Genomic DNA, 20,929 nt, shown 5'->3' with positions numbered 1-20,929 from the left:
AGTTAATTGAATTTTAATTCAAAAAGCCCATTTAAAAACAAACCTTTTTCTTAGAGACCAAAGTAATAGAAGTTCAAAATTGATTGCAACTAAAATGCAATCATATAAATAGTTTAAAAAAATACTATCTTTCTAAAGAATAAAAAAAGTTATTAGAAACGATTAAACGTTTTACATAATCAAAAAAAACCAACATTTAAACGATTAAACAAATTAACGGTTAAACGATTAAACAATAAAAAAATATGCCACTATATAGCAGTCAGCCCTTAAAAATATACAATTCACTTTCGGGTGAAAAAGAAGATTTCAAACCAATCCATGATGGAAATGTTGGAATGTATGTTTGTGGACCTACAGTATATAGTAATGTTCATTTGGGAAATGTGAGAACTTTTATGTCTTTTGATGTAATCTTTAGATATTTTCTGCACTTAGATTATAAAGTGCGTTATGTTCGAAATATTACCGATGTAGGACATATTGTTGACGATGTCGATGAAGGTGAAGATAAAATTGCAAAAAAAGCCCGTTTAGAACAATTAGAACCAATGGAGGTTGTACAGCGCTATACTGTAGATTTCCATAACATTCTAAAAGCTTTTAACTTTTTACCGCCAAGTATTGAGCCTACAGCGACGGGACATATTATTGAACAGATTGAAATCATCAAAAAAATTATTGATAAAGGTATTGGTTATGTTGCCAACGGATCGGTATATTTTGATGTAGTAAAATACAATGAAACCAATAATTACGGCATTCTAAGCGGTAGAAATATCGATGATATGCTGGCAAACACGAGAGATCTCGACGGACAATCTGACAAAAGAAATCCGCAGGATTTTGCACTTTGGAAGAAAGCAGAACCAGAACATATCATGAGATGGCCTTCACCTTGGAGTGATGGTTTTCCAGGCTGGCATCTTGAATGTACTGCTATGAGTACCAAATATCTTGGAAATCATTTTGACATTCACGGAGGCGGAATGGATTTAAAATTCCCTCACCACGAATGTGAAATTGCTCAAAATGAAGCTTGTACTGGCCAATCTCCTGTAAATTACTGGATGCATGCTAATATGCTGACTTTAAACGGAAAGAAAATGGCTAAATCGACTGGAAATAATATTTTACCAGGCGAAATTCTTAGCGGAGACAATAACATTCTAAGCAAACCATTTTCTGCTTCTGTAACTCGTTTTTTCATGCTTCAGGCACATTACAGAAGTATTTTAGATTTTTCTGATGATGCGATTGTTGCTGCAGAAAAAGGATATAAAAGATTGATGGAAGCAGTAGATGCTTTACCAAATATTACTGCAGGAAACACAAGTTCTATAGATTTTGCAGCATGGAAACAGCTTTGCTATGACGCAATGAATGACGATTTCAATACACCAATTTTAATCGCTCAGTTGTTTGAAGCTGTTCGTTATATCAACTTATTAAAAGACGGAAAAGAAACTATTTCTGCAAATGATTTAGCAGATTTTACAACAGCTGTAAATGCTTTTGTGTTTGATGTTTTAGGACTTAGCGATGAGAAAAGTGCTGAAGGAGACAATGATAAATTAGAAGGAGTAGTTAATATGCTTATCGGAATGAGAAATCAGGCGAGAGCAGATAAAAACTTTGCCCTTTCTGACCAGATTAGAGACCAATTAATTGCTCTAGGAATTCAACTAAAAGACGGAAAAGAAGGAACATCTTTTAGCATTCAGTAAAGAAATTAAAACTTTGGATGTAACAAAATTCTTTTAAAGACAACAAATAGAAGTCTGGAAAAACTAGACAATAAGTATTGATAAAATGTTATCCAAAATTCTAATATATCCATTTGTACTCTTGGTTCGTTTTTATCAAACGGCAATTTCTCCGTTTACACCAGCGTCCTGCAGATTTGAACCTACATGTTCGACTTACATGATCCAAGCTTTGCAGACTCATGGATTATTCTACGGCGGATTTTTAGGAGTAAAACGTATTTTAAGCTGTCATCCTTGGGGAAGAAGCGGTTACGATCCTGTACCAGAAAAGAAATGCAGTCATAAACATTAACCTTTTATAAAACAGCACTTTACATTAAATATTTATTTTTACAATATATAAAACATTTTACATGACACACGCCTTAAATTTTGTTTGGAATCCCTCAGAAGGAATCAATTTAGGATTTTTTATGATTCGCTATTACAGCTTAATGTTTGTAATTGCTTTTCTTTTAGGATGGTTCTTAATGAAAAAGATTTTCGAAAGAGAAAACGAATCACTAGAAAAATTAGATTCATTATTTGTTTGGACTGTTCTTGCAACTTTAATTGGTGCGCGTTTAGGACATGTTTTCTTTTACGATTGGGAATATTTCAGAAACCATTTACTGGAAATTTTCCTTCCTTTTAGATTCGAACCAAAATTCGAATTCACCGGTTTCCAAGGATTAGCGAGTCATGGTGCAGCAATTGCTATTATTGTTGCTATGTATTATTATAGTAAAAAGATTCTAAAACGTCCTTTATTATGGATTTTAGACCGTATAGTAATTCCTGTTGCCAGTGGAGCTATTTTTGTTCGTTTAGGTAATTTCTTCAACTCAGAAATTATTGGTAACGAAACTACATCTGCATTTGGGATCCGTTTTTTACATGATAAATTCAGTAAAAATGAAGCTGTACAAAAAACTGGAATTGCAGATCCTGTAGAAGCCTACAATGCAATTGCTACAAATCCAAAATTTGCTGATTTATTAGCTCAGGTTCCAGCAAGACATCCTGCACAATTATACGAAGGGTTCTCTTATATTTTTGTCTTTGCAATTTTGTACTTCTTATACTGGAAAACAAATACTAGACTGAAATCTGGTTATTTATTCGGATTGTTTTTAGTTCTTTTATTTGTTGTTCGATTTGTTGTTGAATTTGTAAAACAAAGCCAAGGCGGTATAGAAGAAGATTTAGGCTATTTTTCAACAGGACAATGGCTGAGTATCCCATTTATAATCATCGGACTTTTCTTTGTTATTAGAGCACAAAGAAATCCACTTGCAGAATCATAATAATTTTACATTATATCAAAACGCCCAATATCTTTAGATATTGGGCGTTTATTTTTTATAATTGATACGAAATAACAAACTCAACATTCTTTGTATTATAGCCCGCATTTGAGCTTCCTAAACCTGCATTTGATACATGTCGCAAACTCGGACGAATATCAAGCTGGAATTGATCATAAGCTGCCGTAAAACCAACCGCCAAAACATCTGCAAACGCAAAACCTTTAGACATACGCTCAGTTTCTGTATCTGTTATCATTGGTCCAATACTTCCTAATACGTAACAGGAGAATACTTTTCCTATTGGTTTTCTCACCATAAAGCCCAAATTAAGAACATATTCGTGAACGTTTTTCAATTGCATATACTCCACTCTTTTCTGTTCAAAATTTGGCGTCTCAGGTTTTACGAAGTATAAATTCAATAACTGATGTTTTCCAAAATTTATTTCTGGCTGTACTAAAATATCATATTCAAAATTTCGAGTTTTCTTCAGTCTATAATATAACTGCGCTTTATAAAAATGATTGGTAAAAGTATAATCAGTATTATTGAATTCGCTTCCGAAACCATAACTCATTCCTATTCTAAAGTCACTGCTTTTCTGCTGAGCATTGATATTCAGTACTGCAAACAGAAGAACTACCGTGAATATTCTTTTTCTACTCATAAATAGGATTTGGATCTGAGATACAAACATAAAAAAAAGATCCAGTTTTCACTGGATCTTTCTTATTTTAAAAACAAAGTTTAATTACGCTTTGTTGTGTTTGTCTTCGATTGTATGCTTCTCATCTTTAGAAATCGTATCAACCAATACTGGAGTAGCAATAAATAATGAAGAATAAGTACCTACAATAATACCAATTAACATAGCAAAGATAAATCCTCTAATTGATTCTCCACCAAAAATAAACATTGTTAATAATACAATGATCATCATTAATGAAGTATTCAACGTTCTTGATAATGTAGTATTAATAGAAGCGTTTACGATATCTTCGAAACTACCTTTACGGTTTCCAATGATAAACTCTCTCACCCTGTCAAATACAATTACAGTATCATTCATAGAATAACCGATTACAGTTAAAATCGCAGCGATAAAGTGCTGATCCATTTCCATGTGGAATGGCATGAATTTGTAGCATAAAGAGTAAATTCCTAATACGAAGATCACGTCATGCGCAACAGCTGCAATCGCACCTAATGAATACTGCCATTTACGGAAAGAAACCATTAAGTATAAGAAAATAACTGCCATCGCACCAAGAACTGCCCAGTATGAGTTAGTTTTAATATCCTCAGAGATAGAAGCTCCAACTTTAGAAGCTTGTAATACACCTACTCTTTTTCCATCAAATGAATTGATGAATTTATCGTAAGTAGTATTTGGGAAATATTTCTGTAAAGAAGCATATAATTTTTGGTTCACTTCTTCATCAATAGCAACACCATCTTCTTTAATTTTATATTTAGTAGTGATTTTCAATTGATCATCATCACCTAAAATTTTAGCCTCAACCGGAGTTCCAAAAGCAGCAGATAGTTCATCTGAAACTGCAGTAGCATCTACAGGTTTTTCAAATTTAACTTGGAAAGTTCTACCTCCAACAAAATCAACACCTTCATCTAATCCGTTCACGAAGAAGATAGAAATTAAACTTACTACAACTACAATTGAAGAGAAGATGTAAGTGAATTTTTTAATCTTGATAAAGTCAAAATGGAAATTAGTAAACCAGTTTTTAGTAATATTTGTAGAGAAAGTTAAATCTCCTTTTCCTGCAATATTTCTATCAATAAAGATTCTAGCAATAAAGATTGATGTAAACAATGAAGTTACAATACCAATTAATAATGTTAAAGCGAAACCTTTAATAGGACCTGTTCCAAAAATGAATAAGATAGCTCCAGTTAAAACGTGAGTAACGTTAGCATCAATAATAGAACGCATTGCACCGTGCCATCCGTAAGAAGCTGCAACTGCTTCAGAAAGTGATTTTCCTTCACGTAATTCCTCTTTTGCTCTTTCGTATATAATAATGTTAGCATCTACCGCTGTACCTAATGTTAACACGATACCTGCAATACCTGGTAATGTCAATACAAAACCAAAACTTGCCATAATTCCGAATAAGAAAAGTAAGTTTAATAATAAAGCAAGGTTTGCATACCATCCAGCTTTACCATAATAGAATACCATCCAAACGCAAACTAATAAGAATCCTAATATAGAAGAAATTGTACCTGCATCAATAGCTGCCTGTCCTAAAGATGGACCAACAACAGTTGATTGAATAATATCTGCAGAAGCTGGTAATTTACCTGCGTTTAATACGTTAGCTAAATCTTTAGTTTCAGCAACATCAAATGAACCTGTAATTTCAGATCTTCCTCCAGCAATAGGACCACTTGTTACACCTGGAGCAGAATATACGATATCATCTAAAACAATAGCGATATAACTTTTTTGAGCGAATGCTCTACCTGTTAACTCTTCCCAAACTTTAGCACCTTGACTGTTCATCTGCATAGAAACTGCAGGTTTACCCATCTGGTCAAAAGTATCTTTTGCATCAGTAACAACACCACCGCTCATTGCTGGGTTATTGTCTCTGTTTCCTTTTAAAGCATATAATTCAACAACTTCAATATCTTTAGCACTTGCTAAATCTTTTGCTTTTTGATCTTTTATAGTAGTTGGTTTACTCCAAACAAATTTTGCATAATGTTGGTCAGCAGCCAATAAAACTCTAATCTCTGGTCTTTTAAAATAAGCATTGATAGTAGCAGTATCTTTTGGTGCGAAGTAACCTAAAACTGGTCCACCACCTTGACCTACAATTTTATCAAATAAAGGATTGTTTCCTTTTTTAGTATCAGCAGAATCTTTAGCATCTGTTAATAAAGCATTCAATGAATCTTTAGCAACAGTTTTAGTTTCAGTTTTCTTAACTTCAGTTTTCTTCAAAGCTTCGTTAGCTGCAACTAAGAAATTACCAATTTCTTCAACTTTATAAGTTTCCCAGAACTCTAATTGAGCTTTTCCACCTAATAATTTCTTAATTCTATCAACATCTTTAGCACCTGGAAGCTCTACTAAGATTCTTCCTGTTTCTCCTAATTTTTGGATGTTTGGCTGTGTTACACCAAATTTGTCAATACGCTCTCTTAATACTTTGAAAGCACTTTCTACAGACTCATCAACTTTTCTTTTGATAACTTTTTGAACCTGTGCGTCAGACATTTGAAAATCTACACCACCTTCTCCTTGAAGACTTCTGTTGGCAAAAATATCTGGAGAAGCTAATTTTACGCTTCCTTTTGAGTTTGCATCAAAAGCTTCAAAAAACTTATTTAAATATGTTTTGTTACCTTCTAAATTTGCAGATGCATCAGCTAATGATTTATTAAAAACTGGATTTTTAGAATTATTAGCTAAACCTTTTAAAACATCTTTAATAGAAATTTGAAGAATAACGTTGATTCCTCCTTCTAAGTCGAGACCTTTATTAAGCTGCTTGTTTTTCACTTCGTTATAAGTGAAATCAGTAAAACCAAGATTTAATACTTTCTCTTTACCAATAGAATCTAAATATTTCAGCTCCTTATCAGGATTATCTCCTGCAAAAGCTTTAGCTTCACTTTTGACACCATTTGCCACAAAAGTGAATGATAGTTGGTAAATACTCACCAATGCAAATAGAATTGCGAAAAATTTAATAAGTCCTTTATTCTGCATTATTACTAAAAATTAATTATGTTTTATTTTTGTTTTTGTTTTAAAGTCCCATAAAATAAGCCCTGACATGATTTTTTAAAACAAAAATACGAGATCACGAATTACCAATTTTTTTTTAAACCGAGCAAATATATAATTAACGAAAATATTAACCAATTTATTTATTAATTAATCTCAAAAAAAAAGCTGCAAAAGTGCAGCCTTTTCTCTTTTTTGCCGTTTTTATTATACTAAAATCGTTTTTAGAGCATCATTCATGCTTCGAACTGCATCTGCACTTTTAGCAAATAATGCTTTTTCCTGATCGTTTAGGTTAATATCTAAAATTTCTTCTACTCCGTTTTTACCAATTATACATGGCACTCCTATACATATATCGTTTTGACCATATTCTCCTTCTACGAAAACAGAACATGCAATCATTTTCTTTTGATCGTTCAAAATACTATCTACTAAATAGGCTACAGAAGCTCCTGGCGCGTACCAAGCAGATGTCCCCAATAAACCTGTAAGAGTTGCACCTCCTACCATAGTGTCTGCTGCTACTTTTTGCAATACTTCTTCTGAAAGAAATTCTGATACTGGAATTCCATTATAAGATGCCAAACGAGTTAGCGGAATCATAGTTGTATCACCATGCCCTCCAATTACCATTGCTGAAATATCATTTGCAGGTTTATCTAAAGCTAATGAAAGATATGTTCTAAAACGAGAACTATCCAAAGCCCCGCCCATTCCTATAATTCTATTTTTTGGAAGACCAGTCGCTTTTAAAGCCAAATACGTCATAGTATCCATCGGATTCGAAACTACAACAATTATTGTATCTGGAGAATATTTTAATACATTTTCAGCAACTGTTTTAACAATTCCTGCATTTATACCAATTAATTCTTCTCTTGTCATTCCTGGTTTTCTTGGAATTCCTGATGTAATAACTACAACATCACTTCCAGCAGTTTTAGAATAATCGTTGGTAACGCCAGATACTTTAGTATTAAAACCAGTATTTGTCGCGCATTGTGTAATATCCAATGCTTTACCTTCGGCAAAACCTTCTTTAATATCCAACAATACTACTTCGCTGGCAATTCCTCTATAAGAAATAACATCAGCACATGTAGCTCCAACATTTCCTGCTCCTACAATGGTAACTTTCATATTTTATACTTTATCGTTTATTAATTATTTGTCTATCCCTAAAAAAGACAATTCGTTTAATTGTCTAGTAAATTTAAACAATTAAACGAATTGAAATTATTAATTTTTTATTTTATGCGTCGATATTTGCGTAAACTGCATTTTTCTCGATAAATTCTCTACGAGGCGGTACTTCGTCACCCATTAACATAGAGAAAACTCTATCTGCTTCTGCTAAACTATCAATGGTTACCTGACGTAGTGTTCTGAAGTTTGGATCCATTGTAGTTTCCCACAATTGCTCCGCATTCATCTCTCCAAGACCTTTATAACGCTGAATAGCTGCGCTTCCACCCATTCTTTCGTTAGCTTGATCACGCTGCACATCATTCCAAGCATATTCTTTTTTGTTTCCTTTCTTAACTAAATACAAAGGAGGCGCTGCAATGTAAACGTGGCCTTCTTCGATTAGCTCTTTCATGAAACGGAAGAAGAACGTTAATATTAAGGTAGAAATGTGACTACCATCGACATCGGCATCACACATGATGATTACTTTGTGGTAGCGTAATTTTTCAATATTAAGAGCTTTACTATCTTCTGCAGTTCCTACAGTTACTCCTAAAGCAGTAAATATATTTCTGATCTCTTCGTTTTCGAATACTTTATGATGCATTGCTTTTTCAACATTCAAAATCTTACCACGTAATGGCAGAATTGCTTGAAAGTTACGATCACGTCCTTGTTTTGCTGTTCCACCAGCCGAATCTCCCTCGACTAAGTAAACCTCACATCTTGCAGGATCCTGCTCAGAACAATCTGATAATTTTCCTGGAAGTCCACCGCCGCCCATAACGGTTTTACGCTGCACCATTTCACGAGCTTTTTTCGCTGCGTGACGTGCCTGAGCCGCTAAAATTACTTTTTGGATGATTACACGAGCATCATTTGGATTTTCCTCCAAATAATTCTCAAGCATTTCTCCAACAGCCTGTGAAACTGGAGAAACTACTTCTCTGTTTCCAAGTTTTGTTTTAGTTTGTCCTTCGAATTGCGGTTCTGCAACTTTTACCGAAATAATAGCTGTTAATCCTTCACGGAAGTCATCTCCTGCAATTTCGAATTTCAATTTATCCAACATTCCAGATGCATCTGCGTATTTTTTAAGTGTTCTTGTCAAACCACTTCTAAAACCTTGTAAATGCGTTCCTCCTTCGTGTGTATTAATATTATTTACGTAAGAAAAAATATTCTCTGTATAACTTGTATTGTAAATCAAGGCAACCTCAACTGGAATTTCACCTTTATCGTGATCCATGCTGATTACGTGAGAGATAATTGGCTCACGGTTTCCATCTAAATAACGAATATATTCTTTAAGACCTTCGTCTGAATGGAATACTTCACTTTTAAATTCACCTTTTTCGTCAACTTCTCTTTTATCTGTAAAAGTAATTGTGATTCCTTTATTCAAGAAAGAAAGCTCACGCATACGTGCTGAAAGCGTATCGTATGAAAACTCAGTAGTCTGAGTAAAAATAGTGTTATCTGGATAAAAAGTCTGGCGTGTACCTCTCTTATCTGTTTCTCCAATTTGTTTTACAGGATACAAAGACTTTCCTCTTTCATACTCCTGCTCATAAATCTTACCATCTCTAAATACAGTAGATTTCATGTGAACTGAAAGGGCATTTACAACCGAAACCCCTACCCCGTGTAAACCTCCAGAAACTTTATATGAATCTTTGTCGAATTTACCACCGGCTCCAATTTTCGTCATTACAACTTCAAGTGCCGAAACACCTTCTTTTTTATGTAAATCAACTGGAATACCACGTCCATTATCTTCAACTGTAATCGAACCATCTTCGTTAATTGCAACACCAATGGTATCACAATGCCCTCCCATGGCCTCATCAATAGAGTTATCAACAACCTCATAAACTAAATGATGCAGTCCTCGAACTCCTACATCTCCAATATACATCGATGGACGCATTCTTACGTGCTCCATTCCTTCTAATGCCTGAATACTATCTGCTGAATAATTGTTCTTCTTGATTTCTTCGCTCATATAATTTATTCTAATAAATGTATTTACTGTCTAACACGCAAATATATAAAAACGCAGGCTATATACCCATTAAAATACGACTTAAAGCACTTAAGTTATTAACACAATTGTCTGAAAAACCTAAAAATAACTTCAAAAATGAATTTAAATTCAAATTTTCTTTAATTCCAAATTCCAAAAATGGAAATAACGTAAAATATGGCTCTTTTTAAATTCCAATCTCTTAAATCCCAAATTCCAAAAATTAGAAATAAAAAAATCAATTTTGAAATTCCAAATTCCAAATTCCAAAAATTAAAACATAGAACATAAAAAAATAAAAAAAACCGAAACTACAATGGATTGCATTTCGGTTTTGTTTGCTAATCCCAAATTGGAATTTGGAATTTATTTATTTGAGATTTAAAAGTTTGGGATTTAAACTGCAACTCCAGATTTTACGCTCTCAAAGTTTCCTTGTAAGTGTGCAGCATTTGCTCTTCCACTTGGATCAAGGTTTTCCTGCCATTTTGGAATCCATTTACGCACTGTTTGCGCGGCACTTACCTGCGGATAGAATTTATGGAAAATTGATCGATATAAATACGCTTCTTTTGTCGTTGGTGAATTGTATGGAAATTCTGCGCTTGCACCAGCCAATTGTTCATCTGTAACTTGTGAAGCACAATATTCAATTAATTCATCAACCCAATTATACCCAACTCCATCTGAAAATTGTTCTTTTTGGCGCCATAATACATCTGCCGGCAAATAAGGATCTTCGGGAGTATCAAAGGCTTTTCTTAAAATGTATTTTTCAACTCCATCATAAGTCTTAGGCTGTTTTTCTTCTGTTTTAATACGGATATTTACATCTAAGAATTCTGTATCTAAAAACGGAAATCTCACTTCTAGTCCGTGGGCCATTGTCGTTTTATCTGCACGAAGTAAATCTGCCGTAAACAACTTCTGAACTCTTTCTATTGTTTCATCCTGGAATTCTTCTGCTGATGGTGCATTTCTAAAATACAAATGTCCTCCAAAAACCTCATCTGCTCCTTCTCCTGATAAAATGACTTTAACACCTTGATCAGCAATCGCTTTAGACAACAAATACATCGGAACACCAGATCTTACACAAATAATATCATAAGTTTCGATATGATAGATTACTTTTTCTAAAATTTGAACACCTTCTTCTACAGAAAAATGAACTTCATGATGTTCTGTTCCTAAAAATTCTGCTGCTTTTCTTGCTGCAATATTATCTGGCGAATCTGCATCTAATCCGATTGAAAACGAATGCAGTTTTTCTGCGTTTCCTTTTAATAAACGAGAAGTTATAGCAGATGTCAAAGAAGAGTCTAATCCTCCTGAAAGTATAACTCCAACAGGAACATTAGCCAGCAAACGTTTGCTTGTTGCGTTTATTAAACTTTGGCGGATTGAATCTAAATCTAAAGAATGATCTGCTTTTTTATGATCTTCATATTCTGGATGGTAATATTTTACAAAACCAGTTTTTGCTGTATAATAATGTCCTGGAGGAAAAGTAGAAAATGATTTACATTGATCTGCAATTGATTTCATTTCTGAAGAAAAATAAATTCTCCCTCTTTCATCTAAACCATAATATAAAGGCTTAACTCCAATTGGGTCACGGCCTGCAATATATTTATCGCCATCAATTACCACAAAAGCAAAATCACCATCAAGTTTGTTACAAAAATCATAACCAAACTCTTCATAAAGATGTACAATAACCTCAGAATCTGATTCTGTCCTAAAAGTATGATCCTTTAAAACCGTTTCCTTCAGTTCTTTATAATTATAAATCTCTCCATCATGAACCATCCAAGCTTTTTGAGTTCCTTGAATAGGCTGTTTTCCGGAATTAAGATCAATAATAGACAGACTTTCATGACAAAGTATACTGCCATTTTCCATAATATGAATATCACTTTCATCAGGACCGCGATGCGACATTCTCTCTGAAAGTTCTTTTACAAGCTTTGGGTCTTTTCCTTTACCAATAACGGCCAATAATCCAGACATATTATTCTATTTTTTATTTTTATTCTTATGTACCCAACTCTAAAGTAAGCTGTACATTAAAAAATCATTAAAATTTCTGTTGAAAGCAAAACTAAATATTATTTTTTGCTTTCCTACATTTTCTATATTAAAATTTCGGGGATTTAACTTTATTCGGGGAATGTCAAATATAAAAAAAGTAAGTTAAATAAATGCCAAAAACTTTTTCCAAAGAACTGAAATAGAGAATTTAACAATTTTAGACAAGAAAGACGTCCTAATGAGGACGTCTCTTTCTGCAATATATATACTAATTCTAAAAATTAAACTCGTTTTTAAGCTTTAACGTAAGCGTCATCGTGAACACTTGCTACAGCTCTACCAGAAGGATCATTCATGTTTTTGAAAGCTTCATCCCACTCCAAAGCAATTTTTGTACTACAAGCCACACTTGCTTCTTGAGGCACGCATAAAGCTGCTGCATCACTTGGAAAATGTTCTGTAAAAATCGAACGATAGTAATATTCTTCTTTTGAAGTTGGTGTCTGCAATGGGAATTTAAATCTAGCGTTTGCCAATTGCTCGTCTGAAACTTCTCTTGCTACCACTTCTTTCAAAGTATCGATCCAGCTGTATCCTACTCCATCAGAAAATTGCTCTTTTTGTCTCCAAGCTACACTTTCCGGAAGCATATCTTCAAAAGCTTTACGAACTACCCATTTTTCCATCGGATGTTCCTTGTTGATCATTTTATCTTGCGGGTTGATGCGCATTGCAACATCCATAAATTCTTTGTCTAAGAAAGGAACACGTCCTTCGATTCCCCACGCTGCCAAACTTTTGTTGGCACGTAAACAATCGTACATATGAAGTTTTCCTAATTTACGAACGTTTTCTTCGTGAAATTCTCTAGCATTTGGTGCTTTATGGAAATATAAATATCCTCCAAACAACTCATCAGCACCTTCACCAGAAAGAACCATTTTGATTCCCATTGATTTGATAACTCTCGCCATTAACCACATTGGAGTCGAAGCTCTAACTGTAGTTACATCATATGTTTCTAAGTTGTAAATTACATCACGAACAGCATCTAAACCTTCTTGGATTGTAAATTTAATTTCGTGGTGAATGGTTCCGATATGATCTGCCACTTTACGCGCAGCAACTAAATCTGGAGAACCTTCTAAACCTACTGAGAAAGAGTGTAATTGTGGATACCAAGCATCTGTCGTATCATCTGACTCAATACGTTTTTGTGCAAATTTTTTGGCTACAGCCGAAGTAATAGAAGAATCTAAACCTCCTGAAAGTAAAACTCCGTAAGGTACATCACTCATTAATTGTCTGTGAACCGCAGCTTCTAACGCTTTTTTGATTTCTGGAATGCTTGTTTCGTTGTCTTTTACAGCATCATATTCTGTCCAGTCTCTTTTGTACCATTGTACAAATTCACCATCTTTACTTGATAAATAATGTCCTGGAGGGAATAATTCAATTTTGGTGCAATATCCTTCTAAGGCTTTTAATTCAGAAGCTACATAGAAAGTCCCATGTTGATCCCATCCAATGTATAAGGGAATAATTCCCATATGGTCGCGAGCAACAAAATACTCATCTTTATCAACATCGTAAATAGCAAATCCGAAGATTCCGTTTAATTCGTCAACGAAGCTTACGCCTTTTTCTTTATATAAAGCTAAAATAACTTCGCAGTCACTTTCAGTTTGAAAGTTATATTTTCCTTCAAATTGTTTGCGCAGGTCTCTGTGATTGTAAATTTCACCATTTGCAGCCAAAACCAATTTTTTATCTTCTGTAAATAAAGGTTGTTTTCCTGAAGCTGGATCTACAATTGCCAAACGCTCGTGAGAAAGAATCGCTTTATCATTGCTGTAAATACCGCTCCAGTCTGGTCCGCGGTGACGAATGATTTTAGACATTTCTAATACTTGAGGTCTTAACGCTTCGGCTTTTTGTTTTAGATCAAAGGCACATACAATTCCACACATAATTCTATATTTTTATTTTTAAATTTTATTTTGATAGGGCAAAGATGCGGTATTGGTTACAATTGAAAAACACAAATAGTCATTTCAATTACAAATTTCAATCATATTTGTATTTTTACATACAAAATGTAAAATTTAGAAGTAAAAATTAGCTCCAAACTTGAAAATTTTAATTTGGAACAAAAAAAAGGTTTAAAACTGAAAGTTTGATGTAATTCTTTGAATTAAATTATGAGATTTTAAAGAAACCTTAAAATATCTTCAATAACTAATTTAAATTATGTTTTAAGATTATCATATAGTTAGTAATTCACATTCGTTTGTCATTCCAAAGAATGAGGAATGACAAGATTAAGGAGAATACTTTTTGGTTAATTCAACTTTGTCAAAGTTTAAAACTTTGACAAAGTTCTTCGTAAACTTAAAACAGATTATTCAACGCTTTCAATTGTATAATGGGTTTTATTAATCTCAAACTGAAATCCAGCTTTATTTCCCATTAAATGATTTCCAAGCGGAGACTGCGGCGAAAGCGCAATAACATTAATTCCGTCAATTGTTATTTTAGGAAGTGCAACACTCACGTACAAATAGATTCCGTTTGCTTTTACTAAACTTCCTAAAACTATATTTTCAGTAGTTTTAAGCGGATCTATTTTGTCTAAAATTGCTTTTTGTTCAATCGCCTCTTTTAGTTTAGTAGTCAGCTTTTCTTGTTCAATATGCATCATCGACAAAGCAGTTTCGTGTTTATCTCCCGCAGAACCTTTGGCATCGTTTTTAGAATCTTCGGTTAAGTTCGTAATCATGTCTCTAAAAACATCCATTCGGTCTTGAACCATTTGTGTATAATGGGAATATATTTTTTCTTTAAAAGTCATTTTTTTGAGGTACTGTGGTTCTAAGGTACAAAGATGCAAAGGTTTTTCCTTTATTAAAAAAAACAGCCACGAATTCACGAATCTACTCCAAAAAATTCATGAGTTCATGGCTGAAAAAAAAAGGCACTTTTATATTATATATAATTTTTGTGCCTTGGTGTCTTTGTGGTTATGCTTTAAAAATCAAATTTATAATTTGCACCTCCTAAAACTTGGAATCCTTGTACAGGATAATTTAACCATTTTTCGTAAGCTTGATTTCCGATATTGTTTAGTTTTAGGAAAAATGTTAAACGTTCGTTGAACTTGTAACCTAAATGAGCATTTGCATCAAAATAACTTTTTAAAGTAATTGGCTCAGCATTTACTCCTAAAGAGGTATTCGTCTGCATATCTTTTCTTTCTCCTACGTAAAATACATTTAATCCTGCATACCATTGCTTAGTAATATTAACGTCTAAAGTCGAACTTAATTTCATTGTTGGTAAATTCCATGCTTCAACTGCGTTATCTGTATTATAACTATTGAATGTTCCATTGATTCCGAAAGTAACATTCTGCGAAAAATCGGCTTTTAATTCTCCGTAGAAACGGAAAGTTCTAATATCCTCATAAACTACCCCAAATGAATTTCCAAAAGCGTAATCTTCATTTGTAATTACTTCTGTGTAATCATTTGCTTTAAATAATGCTTTATCTTTTTCATTCATATAAGAACCTGTCAAGTTATAATTGACATTATTTGCCAGCTTTCCTTTCAAACCTGCAAAAACATTGTATTGTGTGCTAGACGGACGCATGTTTAAAGTTGGAGACAAAAATGGATTTTCATTCACAAAATCGGCGTAAGAATTCTGAGTTAAACCTCCATTTACTCCCGTGTAGAAAATCATTAGATCACCAACCAATTTATAAGAAGCATTTACTTTTGGATAAATGTAGAATTTGTTTCCGCTGTTTTCAGAATCTGCGCTGTAGAAAACTCCAGCTCCTAATTCTAATGTCCAGTCATTTTCATTAATTACAAAACTCGGTTCAATTCCAACATTAGTAAAACTGTATTTTAAAGCTTCTGTATTATCTTGTAAATAATTATTTTTAAAAGAACCGCTTACATGATCTACAATTACATTTGTTTTGATTGCCTGATCCATTACATCAACAGTAAACGTAGGTTTTACAAAAAATCTATTTTCTGATGAAGAATAGCTGTCTGAAAAATGAGTGAATTTTGCGGCAAGATTGCTAAAAATACTTTCTGTAAATTCAGCATTTCCTCCCAACCAAATTGTATTATAAGAATGATCTGGATTTATACTATTCACTAAATCATAACGCTGATCTGGAATTGTAAAACCAAAATCTGACGGAAGCCCGTACCAATTGTAAATCTGATTTTGATATCCTAAATCAACATTCCACGAATTATCTCTATTGTTTTGGCCGTAACCAACATTAATTGCGGTATCGTAAAATTCATCATTTAACTCGACATCTTTTATTCCGCCCTGCGAAGAATGATGACGGAACATTCCTGCCAGATAATCATTATTCCCTAAATCCTGATTTACGAATAATTCTGCGTTTAAAGTACTGTAATTTCCAAGTCCTAAAGTGGCATAATTATTAAACAATCTTTCTTTTTTAGCTTTTTCAACACCTTCTGCTTTTCCTTTAGACGGCGTAAAAGTCGAAGCAACAGGAACAGATAAAATACTATATTTAATAACTTCTTTCGGCTGATTACCGCTGTCGTCAAGCGAAGGAGTTTCTTTTACTTTAAAAGCATCAGAAATAGTCGGCGAATAAGGTTTTACTACGTTTACAGTCTCCGTTCCGATACTTTCATTTTTCTTCTGCGCATTCGAAAACTGAGCTGTAAATAACACTAACAAAATGATTATTTTATGTCGGCAGTTTAATTTCATATTTCTTTCTTTTTTAGAGAAAAGAATATAGAAGAAAGAACATAGACTTCTTCTTTTTCTAATTTCCTCTATATACTATTTTTTATTTCTTGATTTTATAAATCTATCTTCTTTACTCTTTATTCTATTATCTTAAAGCTAAGCTTCCCACTCTCCTTTAGCAATAAATTGAGCTTTTCCGCCAATGTTTATATCGAACTGGTCGTCAATTAATTTCCCTTTAAAATAAATTTGAGACGGACGCCCTATATAATCTCCTTGATAATTAATCAATTCAAATTCAGGCTTATGATACTTTAATAGAAAAGCCTGAAGACAAGTACTTGCACTTCCAGTTGCTGCATCTTCCACCAATTGGTTATATTCAACACACAGCATTCTGCTAAACAATTTTGAACCTTCTAAATAATAAAAATACAGACCTCTATGTGTTGTTTTACAATTCTTTTTCAGCCAATCATCTGTTTTATCTTTATCTAGAACTAAATTTTCCAGCGCTCTTTTACTGCTTAATCCAACCATTACAAAAGCACTTCCGGTTGTTACTTCTTGAATTGGAAATTGATTTTCAAAATCGTTTACTTGTAAATTGCTGAAAAGTGTAAAATCTTCTTTTGAAAAAATATCCCAAAATTTTGGCTGAGCTGCTTTTAACCAAATTAAATCTTCTGTTTGGTGAATCGGAATTTCTCCAATGGGAACTTTAAGCTTGATTTCGTTTGGCGAATTTTCGAATATTTTATTTATCAAAACCCATGAAGTTCCAACAATTGGATGTCCGGCAAATTGCATTTCATTAGCGGGAGTAAAAATTTTAATCTCAGCTTTGTTGTTTTCTCTGTCCAATTTGGTTACAAATGTGCTTTCTGCGAAATTAATTTCACGAGCAATTTGCTGCATTTGTTCAGAACTTAGATTCTCTGCGTCCATAAAAACTGCCAGCTGATTTCCAGCATATTTTTTATCGGCAAAAACATCAACTATATAAAAGGGTAAACTCATAACTTGTAAAATGTGTTTTGTGAGATGTAAAATGTAAAGACATTTATCGTTTCACTTCTAACTTATTTATTAATCGACGAATTTGTTTTAGATTCTTCTAATTTTATCGCGCTCAATTCTTTTTTAGCTTCTTCAACTACATCTGGATAATCGGTAAAATTATTTATTACGTTATCTAAAATGTAAGTTGCTTGATAACTGTCTTTTAATCCGTAGAAGTTTTTCGCCATCAACACCAAACCTTTTGCGCCATAATATTTATAAGCAGAATAGCTTTTTGCTAATTTTTGAACGGCAGTGTTTGAGGCATCAAATTTTCCTTCTTTTGTTTTAAAATAAGCATCGTAATACAACGCTTCTGCCGCTAATTCTCCTTTAGAAGTTGTCGCTAATTTTGCATAAGCTGTTTTTGCTTTATCCTCATTTCCAGTTTGTATTGCTGCTCTGGCAACTATAATTTGTGCATCTGCTTTTACACCTGCATCTGCTTTTGGATTTTCTAATACTTTCTCTGCAGAAACAACTGAATTATCATAATCTTTTTTATCATAATAACACTTCATTAAATTCGCTTGTGCAAAGTTTTTATTCTGAGGGAAATCTGCTTCACTTTCTAAACGCACTAAAACTGGAATTGCTTTATCGCAGTCTTTGGCTTTTAAATAAATTTGAGCTAATCTGTTTAATGCCTGTTCTGTAAATTCATTTCTTGGCTGATCAATTACAAATTGATAATTCGCAATAGATTTAGTTTCCGAACCTTCTGTGTAGTACAATTGTGCCAAATAGAAGTTAGCTTCAAGCGCATGCATTCCGTTCGGGAATTTACTCACATAACCAGCAAAACCAGTTATTGCATTTTTAGCATTGTTTTGGCTGTATTGTTTAAAAGCAGCATCGTATGTATCATTGTCTAAGTCAGCATCTGTCACGGCAACAAAATCAAGAGTGCGGACCCAAGTTGCGTATTCATCTACTTTTCCTGAATCAACATAAATTAATCTTGCTGTAGAAACTGCTTCTAAAGCCTCTGGAGTTTTTGGAAATTCTGCAGCAACTTTTTTGAACTTTGTTAAAGCCTGCTCATCACGATCAGAATTATAATAAATTAAACCTTGTTTTAAAATTGCTTTTGAAGTAAATGATCCGTTTTTAAATTCAGAAATCAATTGATCGTAAGCTTTTAAAGCCTGGTCATTTTTCTTTTCTGCAACATACGTATTTCCTAATTCGTACAAGGCATCGTCACGGTAAGATGATTTGTTGTACATCTTAACAAAATTGTTCAGTTCATCAATTTTTTTCGCATTATTTGACATGAATCCGTAAGAAAGTGCTTTTTGAAATTGAGCATAATCCGCATCCACACCTTTTGCTGCAATTGCTTTTCCATAAGCTTCATTTGCTGCACTGTATTTTGAAGTCACAAAACGGCAGTCTCCCAAACGTAAGTAAGAATCGTTTAAACGAACTTTATCTGAAGGAGAATTATCAATTTGCGCTTGAAAAGAATTAGCCGCCTGATCGTATTCTTTTAGTTTAAAATACGTATAACCAATATTATAATTGATGTTTTTATACTCATCTGTAGATTTTGCCGCTGCCATTCCTGCAAACTGTTTGTAAGTCAGCAAAGCATTTTGCATATCATCATTAAGATATTCTGTTTCTGCTTTCCAGAAAGTAGCACGGGCTGTAAATTCTGGAGTTTTTTGCTCACTTACAGCGCTTTTGAACATTTTGCCAGCTTCTTGATAATTGGACTCATTATACAACTCTAATCCGCGGTAAAACAATACTTTTTGGTACGCAGCTTTATTTTCTGCAGTTCTATTTTTCTCTAATAAAGTCAGCGCTTCTTTGTAGTTTTTAGAAGAAATGTAAGAATCAACCAATAATTTCTCTACTTCTGAGCGGCTTGAATTGTTTGGATATTTTTTCAAGAAATCAAGTAAAATTCCAGGAACAGCCTGATATGCATTTCCGATATCATAACTCAATTTAGCATAATTTAAAGCCGCATCTTCTTGAATCTGCGCATTGAAATCCATTTCAGAAGCATTTTTAAAAGCGTTTAAAGCTTCCTGTTTTTTACCTATATTTAAATAACTCAGCCCTAAATGGTAATAAGCATTTTGTGCGACGAAATCTCTTCCTTCAATAATTTTATTGAATTGAGAAATTGCTTTTTCGTAGTTTTTCTGCTCGTAATATGCGTAACCTAACTGATAAAAATCGGTATTATTCCACTTCCCTTTTTTACCTTCATATTTTTCTAAAAACGGAATCGCTTTGTCGTATTGTTTTAAATTGAAATAACTTTCTCCAATAATTTTATTCAATTCAGATTGTTCTAAGGCATTCGATTTAGCCATTGCGGTCTGCCCTAAATCAATTGCTTTTTGGAAATTTCCAAGTTTGAAATTCATATCAGCCTGATAATAGGAAAGCTTTTCTTTGTATTTTTCTTCGCCAGAAACTTCGTCAAAATATTTAGTCGCTTCTTTATAATCGTCGCCTTCATAAGCCATAAATCCTAAATAATATTTGGCTTGAGAACCGTATTCTTTAGAATTCACTACTTTATTAAAATAATTGGTGGCTTCTTTTTTCTTTTTTGCATTAAAATAGCTGTAACCTTTCATGAAATTAAACTTATCCGACTCAGTTTTACTCATGTAACTTTCGTCTACTTTGTCAAACCACTGCAGAGCTTTTGGATAATTTCCCTGATCGAAAAAATACTGCGCTGCTTCTATATATGCCTGATTTTGTTTGGTGCTCGTTGGATAATCGCTGACAAATTTTTCTACTAAAGCATCAGCATTTGCCTGATTGGTTCTTATCGCACAATTAGCAATGTAAAATGCGCAGTCTGACTCTACTTCCTCGGTCGTCGCATTGCTCTTTACGTGTTGAAAAATAAGTTGTGCCGAAGCATATTGTTTGTCATTATATAAAGCCAGTGCTTTGTCAAAATCCTTTAAATCGTAGGTATATATAGCTGATTTTTGTGCCGAAACTATGGTCGAAATAAGGATAATTTGGAATAAAAAGAACCAGGAAAGTTTACGCATTT

At 33.4% G+C, this 20,929-nt stretch carries 13 protein-coding genes; 3 read left to right on the top strand and 10 right to left on the bottom strand.

Going from position 1 to position 20,929, the window contains the following annotated elements; all coding sequences use genetic code 11:
• Positions 1-245: 245 nt before the first annotated feature.
• The 3 genes from cysS to lgt all read left to right on the top strand — a co-directional run bounded on the left by cysS (position 246) and on the right by lgt (position 3,055).
• Complete coding sequence (gene cysS / locus QMG60_RS10845) at positions 246-1,727, top strand: cysteine--tRNA ligase (protein ID WP_281867835.1); 1,482 nt, start codon at positions 246-248, stop codon at positions 1,725-1,727.
• A gap of 85 nt (positions 1,728-1,812) precedes the next feature.
• Complete coding sequence (gene yidD, locus QMG60_RS10840; protein ID WP_113677999.1) at positions 1,813-2,061, top strand: membrane protein insertion efficiency factor YidD; 249 nt, start codon at positions 1,813-1,815, stop codon at positions 2,059-2,061.
• A 61-nt stretch (positions 2,062-2,122) separates the two neighbouring features.
• The gene (lgt, locus tag QMG60_RS10835) at positions 2,123-3,055 is read left to right on the top strand and encodes a prolipoprotein diacylglyceryl transferase (RefSeq protein WP_281867834.1); all 933 of its coding nucleotides are present in this window, start codon (positions 2,123-2,125) and stop codon (positions 3,053-3,055) included.
• Positions 3,056-3,110: 55 nt separating this feature from the next.
• On the opposite strand, the gene QMG60_RS10830 is transcribed toward lgt, so the two are convergent.
• From QMG60_RS10830 to QMG60_RS10785, 10 genes are all read right to left on the bottom strand, one after another.
• The gene (locus tag QMG60_RS10830) at positions 3,111-3,725 is read right to left on the bottom strand and encodes an acyloxyacyl hydrolase (protein WP_281867833.1); all 615 of its coding nucleotides are present in this window, start codon (positions 3,723-3,725) and stop codon (positions 3,111-3,113) included.
• An 84-nt stretch (positions 3,726-3,809) separates the two neighbouring features.
• Positions 3,810-6,800, bottom strand: coding sequence for a protein translocase subunit SecDF (gene secDF, locus QMG60_RS10825; RefSeq protein ID WP_281867832.1), 2,991 nt, complete (start codon positions 6,798-6,800; stop codon positions 3,810-3,812).
• A gap of 225 nt (positions 6,801-7,025) precedes the next feature.
• Entirely contained in the window at positions 7,026-7,961 is a 936-nt protein-coding gene (gene mdh / locus QMG60_RS10820) for a malate dehydrogenase (protein WP_057119067.1), read from the bottom strand.
• Between the two features lie 112 nt (positions 7,962-8,073).
• Positions 8,074-10,014 (bottom strand): DNA topoisomerase (ATP-hydrolyzing) subunit B, encoded by a 1,941-nt coding sequence (gyrB, locus tag QMG60_RS10815; protein WP_057119070.1) that lies wholly within the window; start codon positions 10,012-10,014, stop codon positions 8,074-8,076.
• Positions 10,015-10,431: 417 nt separating this feature from the next.
• A complete protein-coding gene (asnB, locus tag QMG60_RS10810; RefSeq protein ID WP_281867831.1) occupies positions 10,432-12,048 on the bottom strand; it encodes an asparagine synthase B in 1,617 nt (538 codons plus the stop codon).
• A 314-nt stretch (positions 12,049-12,362) separates the two neighbouring features.
• Positions 12,363-14,039, bottom strand: coding sequence for an asparagine synthase B (asnB, locus tag QMG60_RS10805; protein WP_281867830.1), 1,677 nt, complete (start codon positions 14,037-14,039; stop codon positions 12,363-12,365).
• Between the two features lie 431 nt (positions 14,040-14,470).
• Entirely contained in the window at positions 14,471-14,920 is a 450-nt protein-coding gene (locus QMG60_RS10800) for a hypothetical protein (protein WP_281867829.1), read from the bottom strand.
• A gap of 176 nt (positions 14,921-15,096) precedes the next feature.
• A complete protein-coding gene (locus tag QMG60_RS10795; protein WP_281867828.1) occupies positions 15,097-16,848 on the bottom strand; it encodes a TonB-dependent receptor in 1,752 nt (583 codons plus the stop codon).
• A gap of 138 nt (positions 16,849-16,986) precedes the next feature.
• The gene (locus tag QMG60_RS10790; RefSeq protein WP_281867827.1) at positions 16,987-17,850 is read right to left on the bottom strand and encodes a PhzF family phenazine biosynthesis protein; all 864 of its coding nucleotides are present in this window, start codon (positions 17,848-17,850) and stop codon (positions 16,987-16,989) included.
• 62 nt (positions 17,851-17,912) lie between these two features.
• Complete coding sequence (locus QMG60_RS10785; protein ID WP_281867826.1) at positions 17,913-20,927, bottom strand: tetratricopeptide repeat protein; 3,015 nt, start codon at positions 20,925-20,927, stop codon at positions 17,913-17,915.
• Positions 20,928-20,929: the final 2 nt, after the last annotated feature.

Source organism: Flavobacterium sp. GSB-24 (assembly GCF_027924665.1).
Lineage (GTDB): Bacteria > Bacteroidota > Bacteroidia > Flavobacteriales > Flavobacteriaceae > Flavobacterium.
Note: the sequence above shows the minus strand (reverse complement) of the source record. Positions and strands in the feature narration are given on the sequence as shown.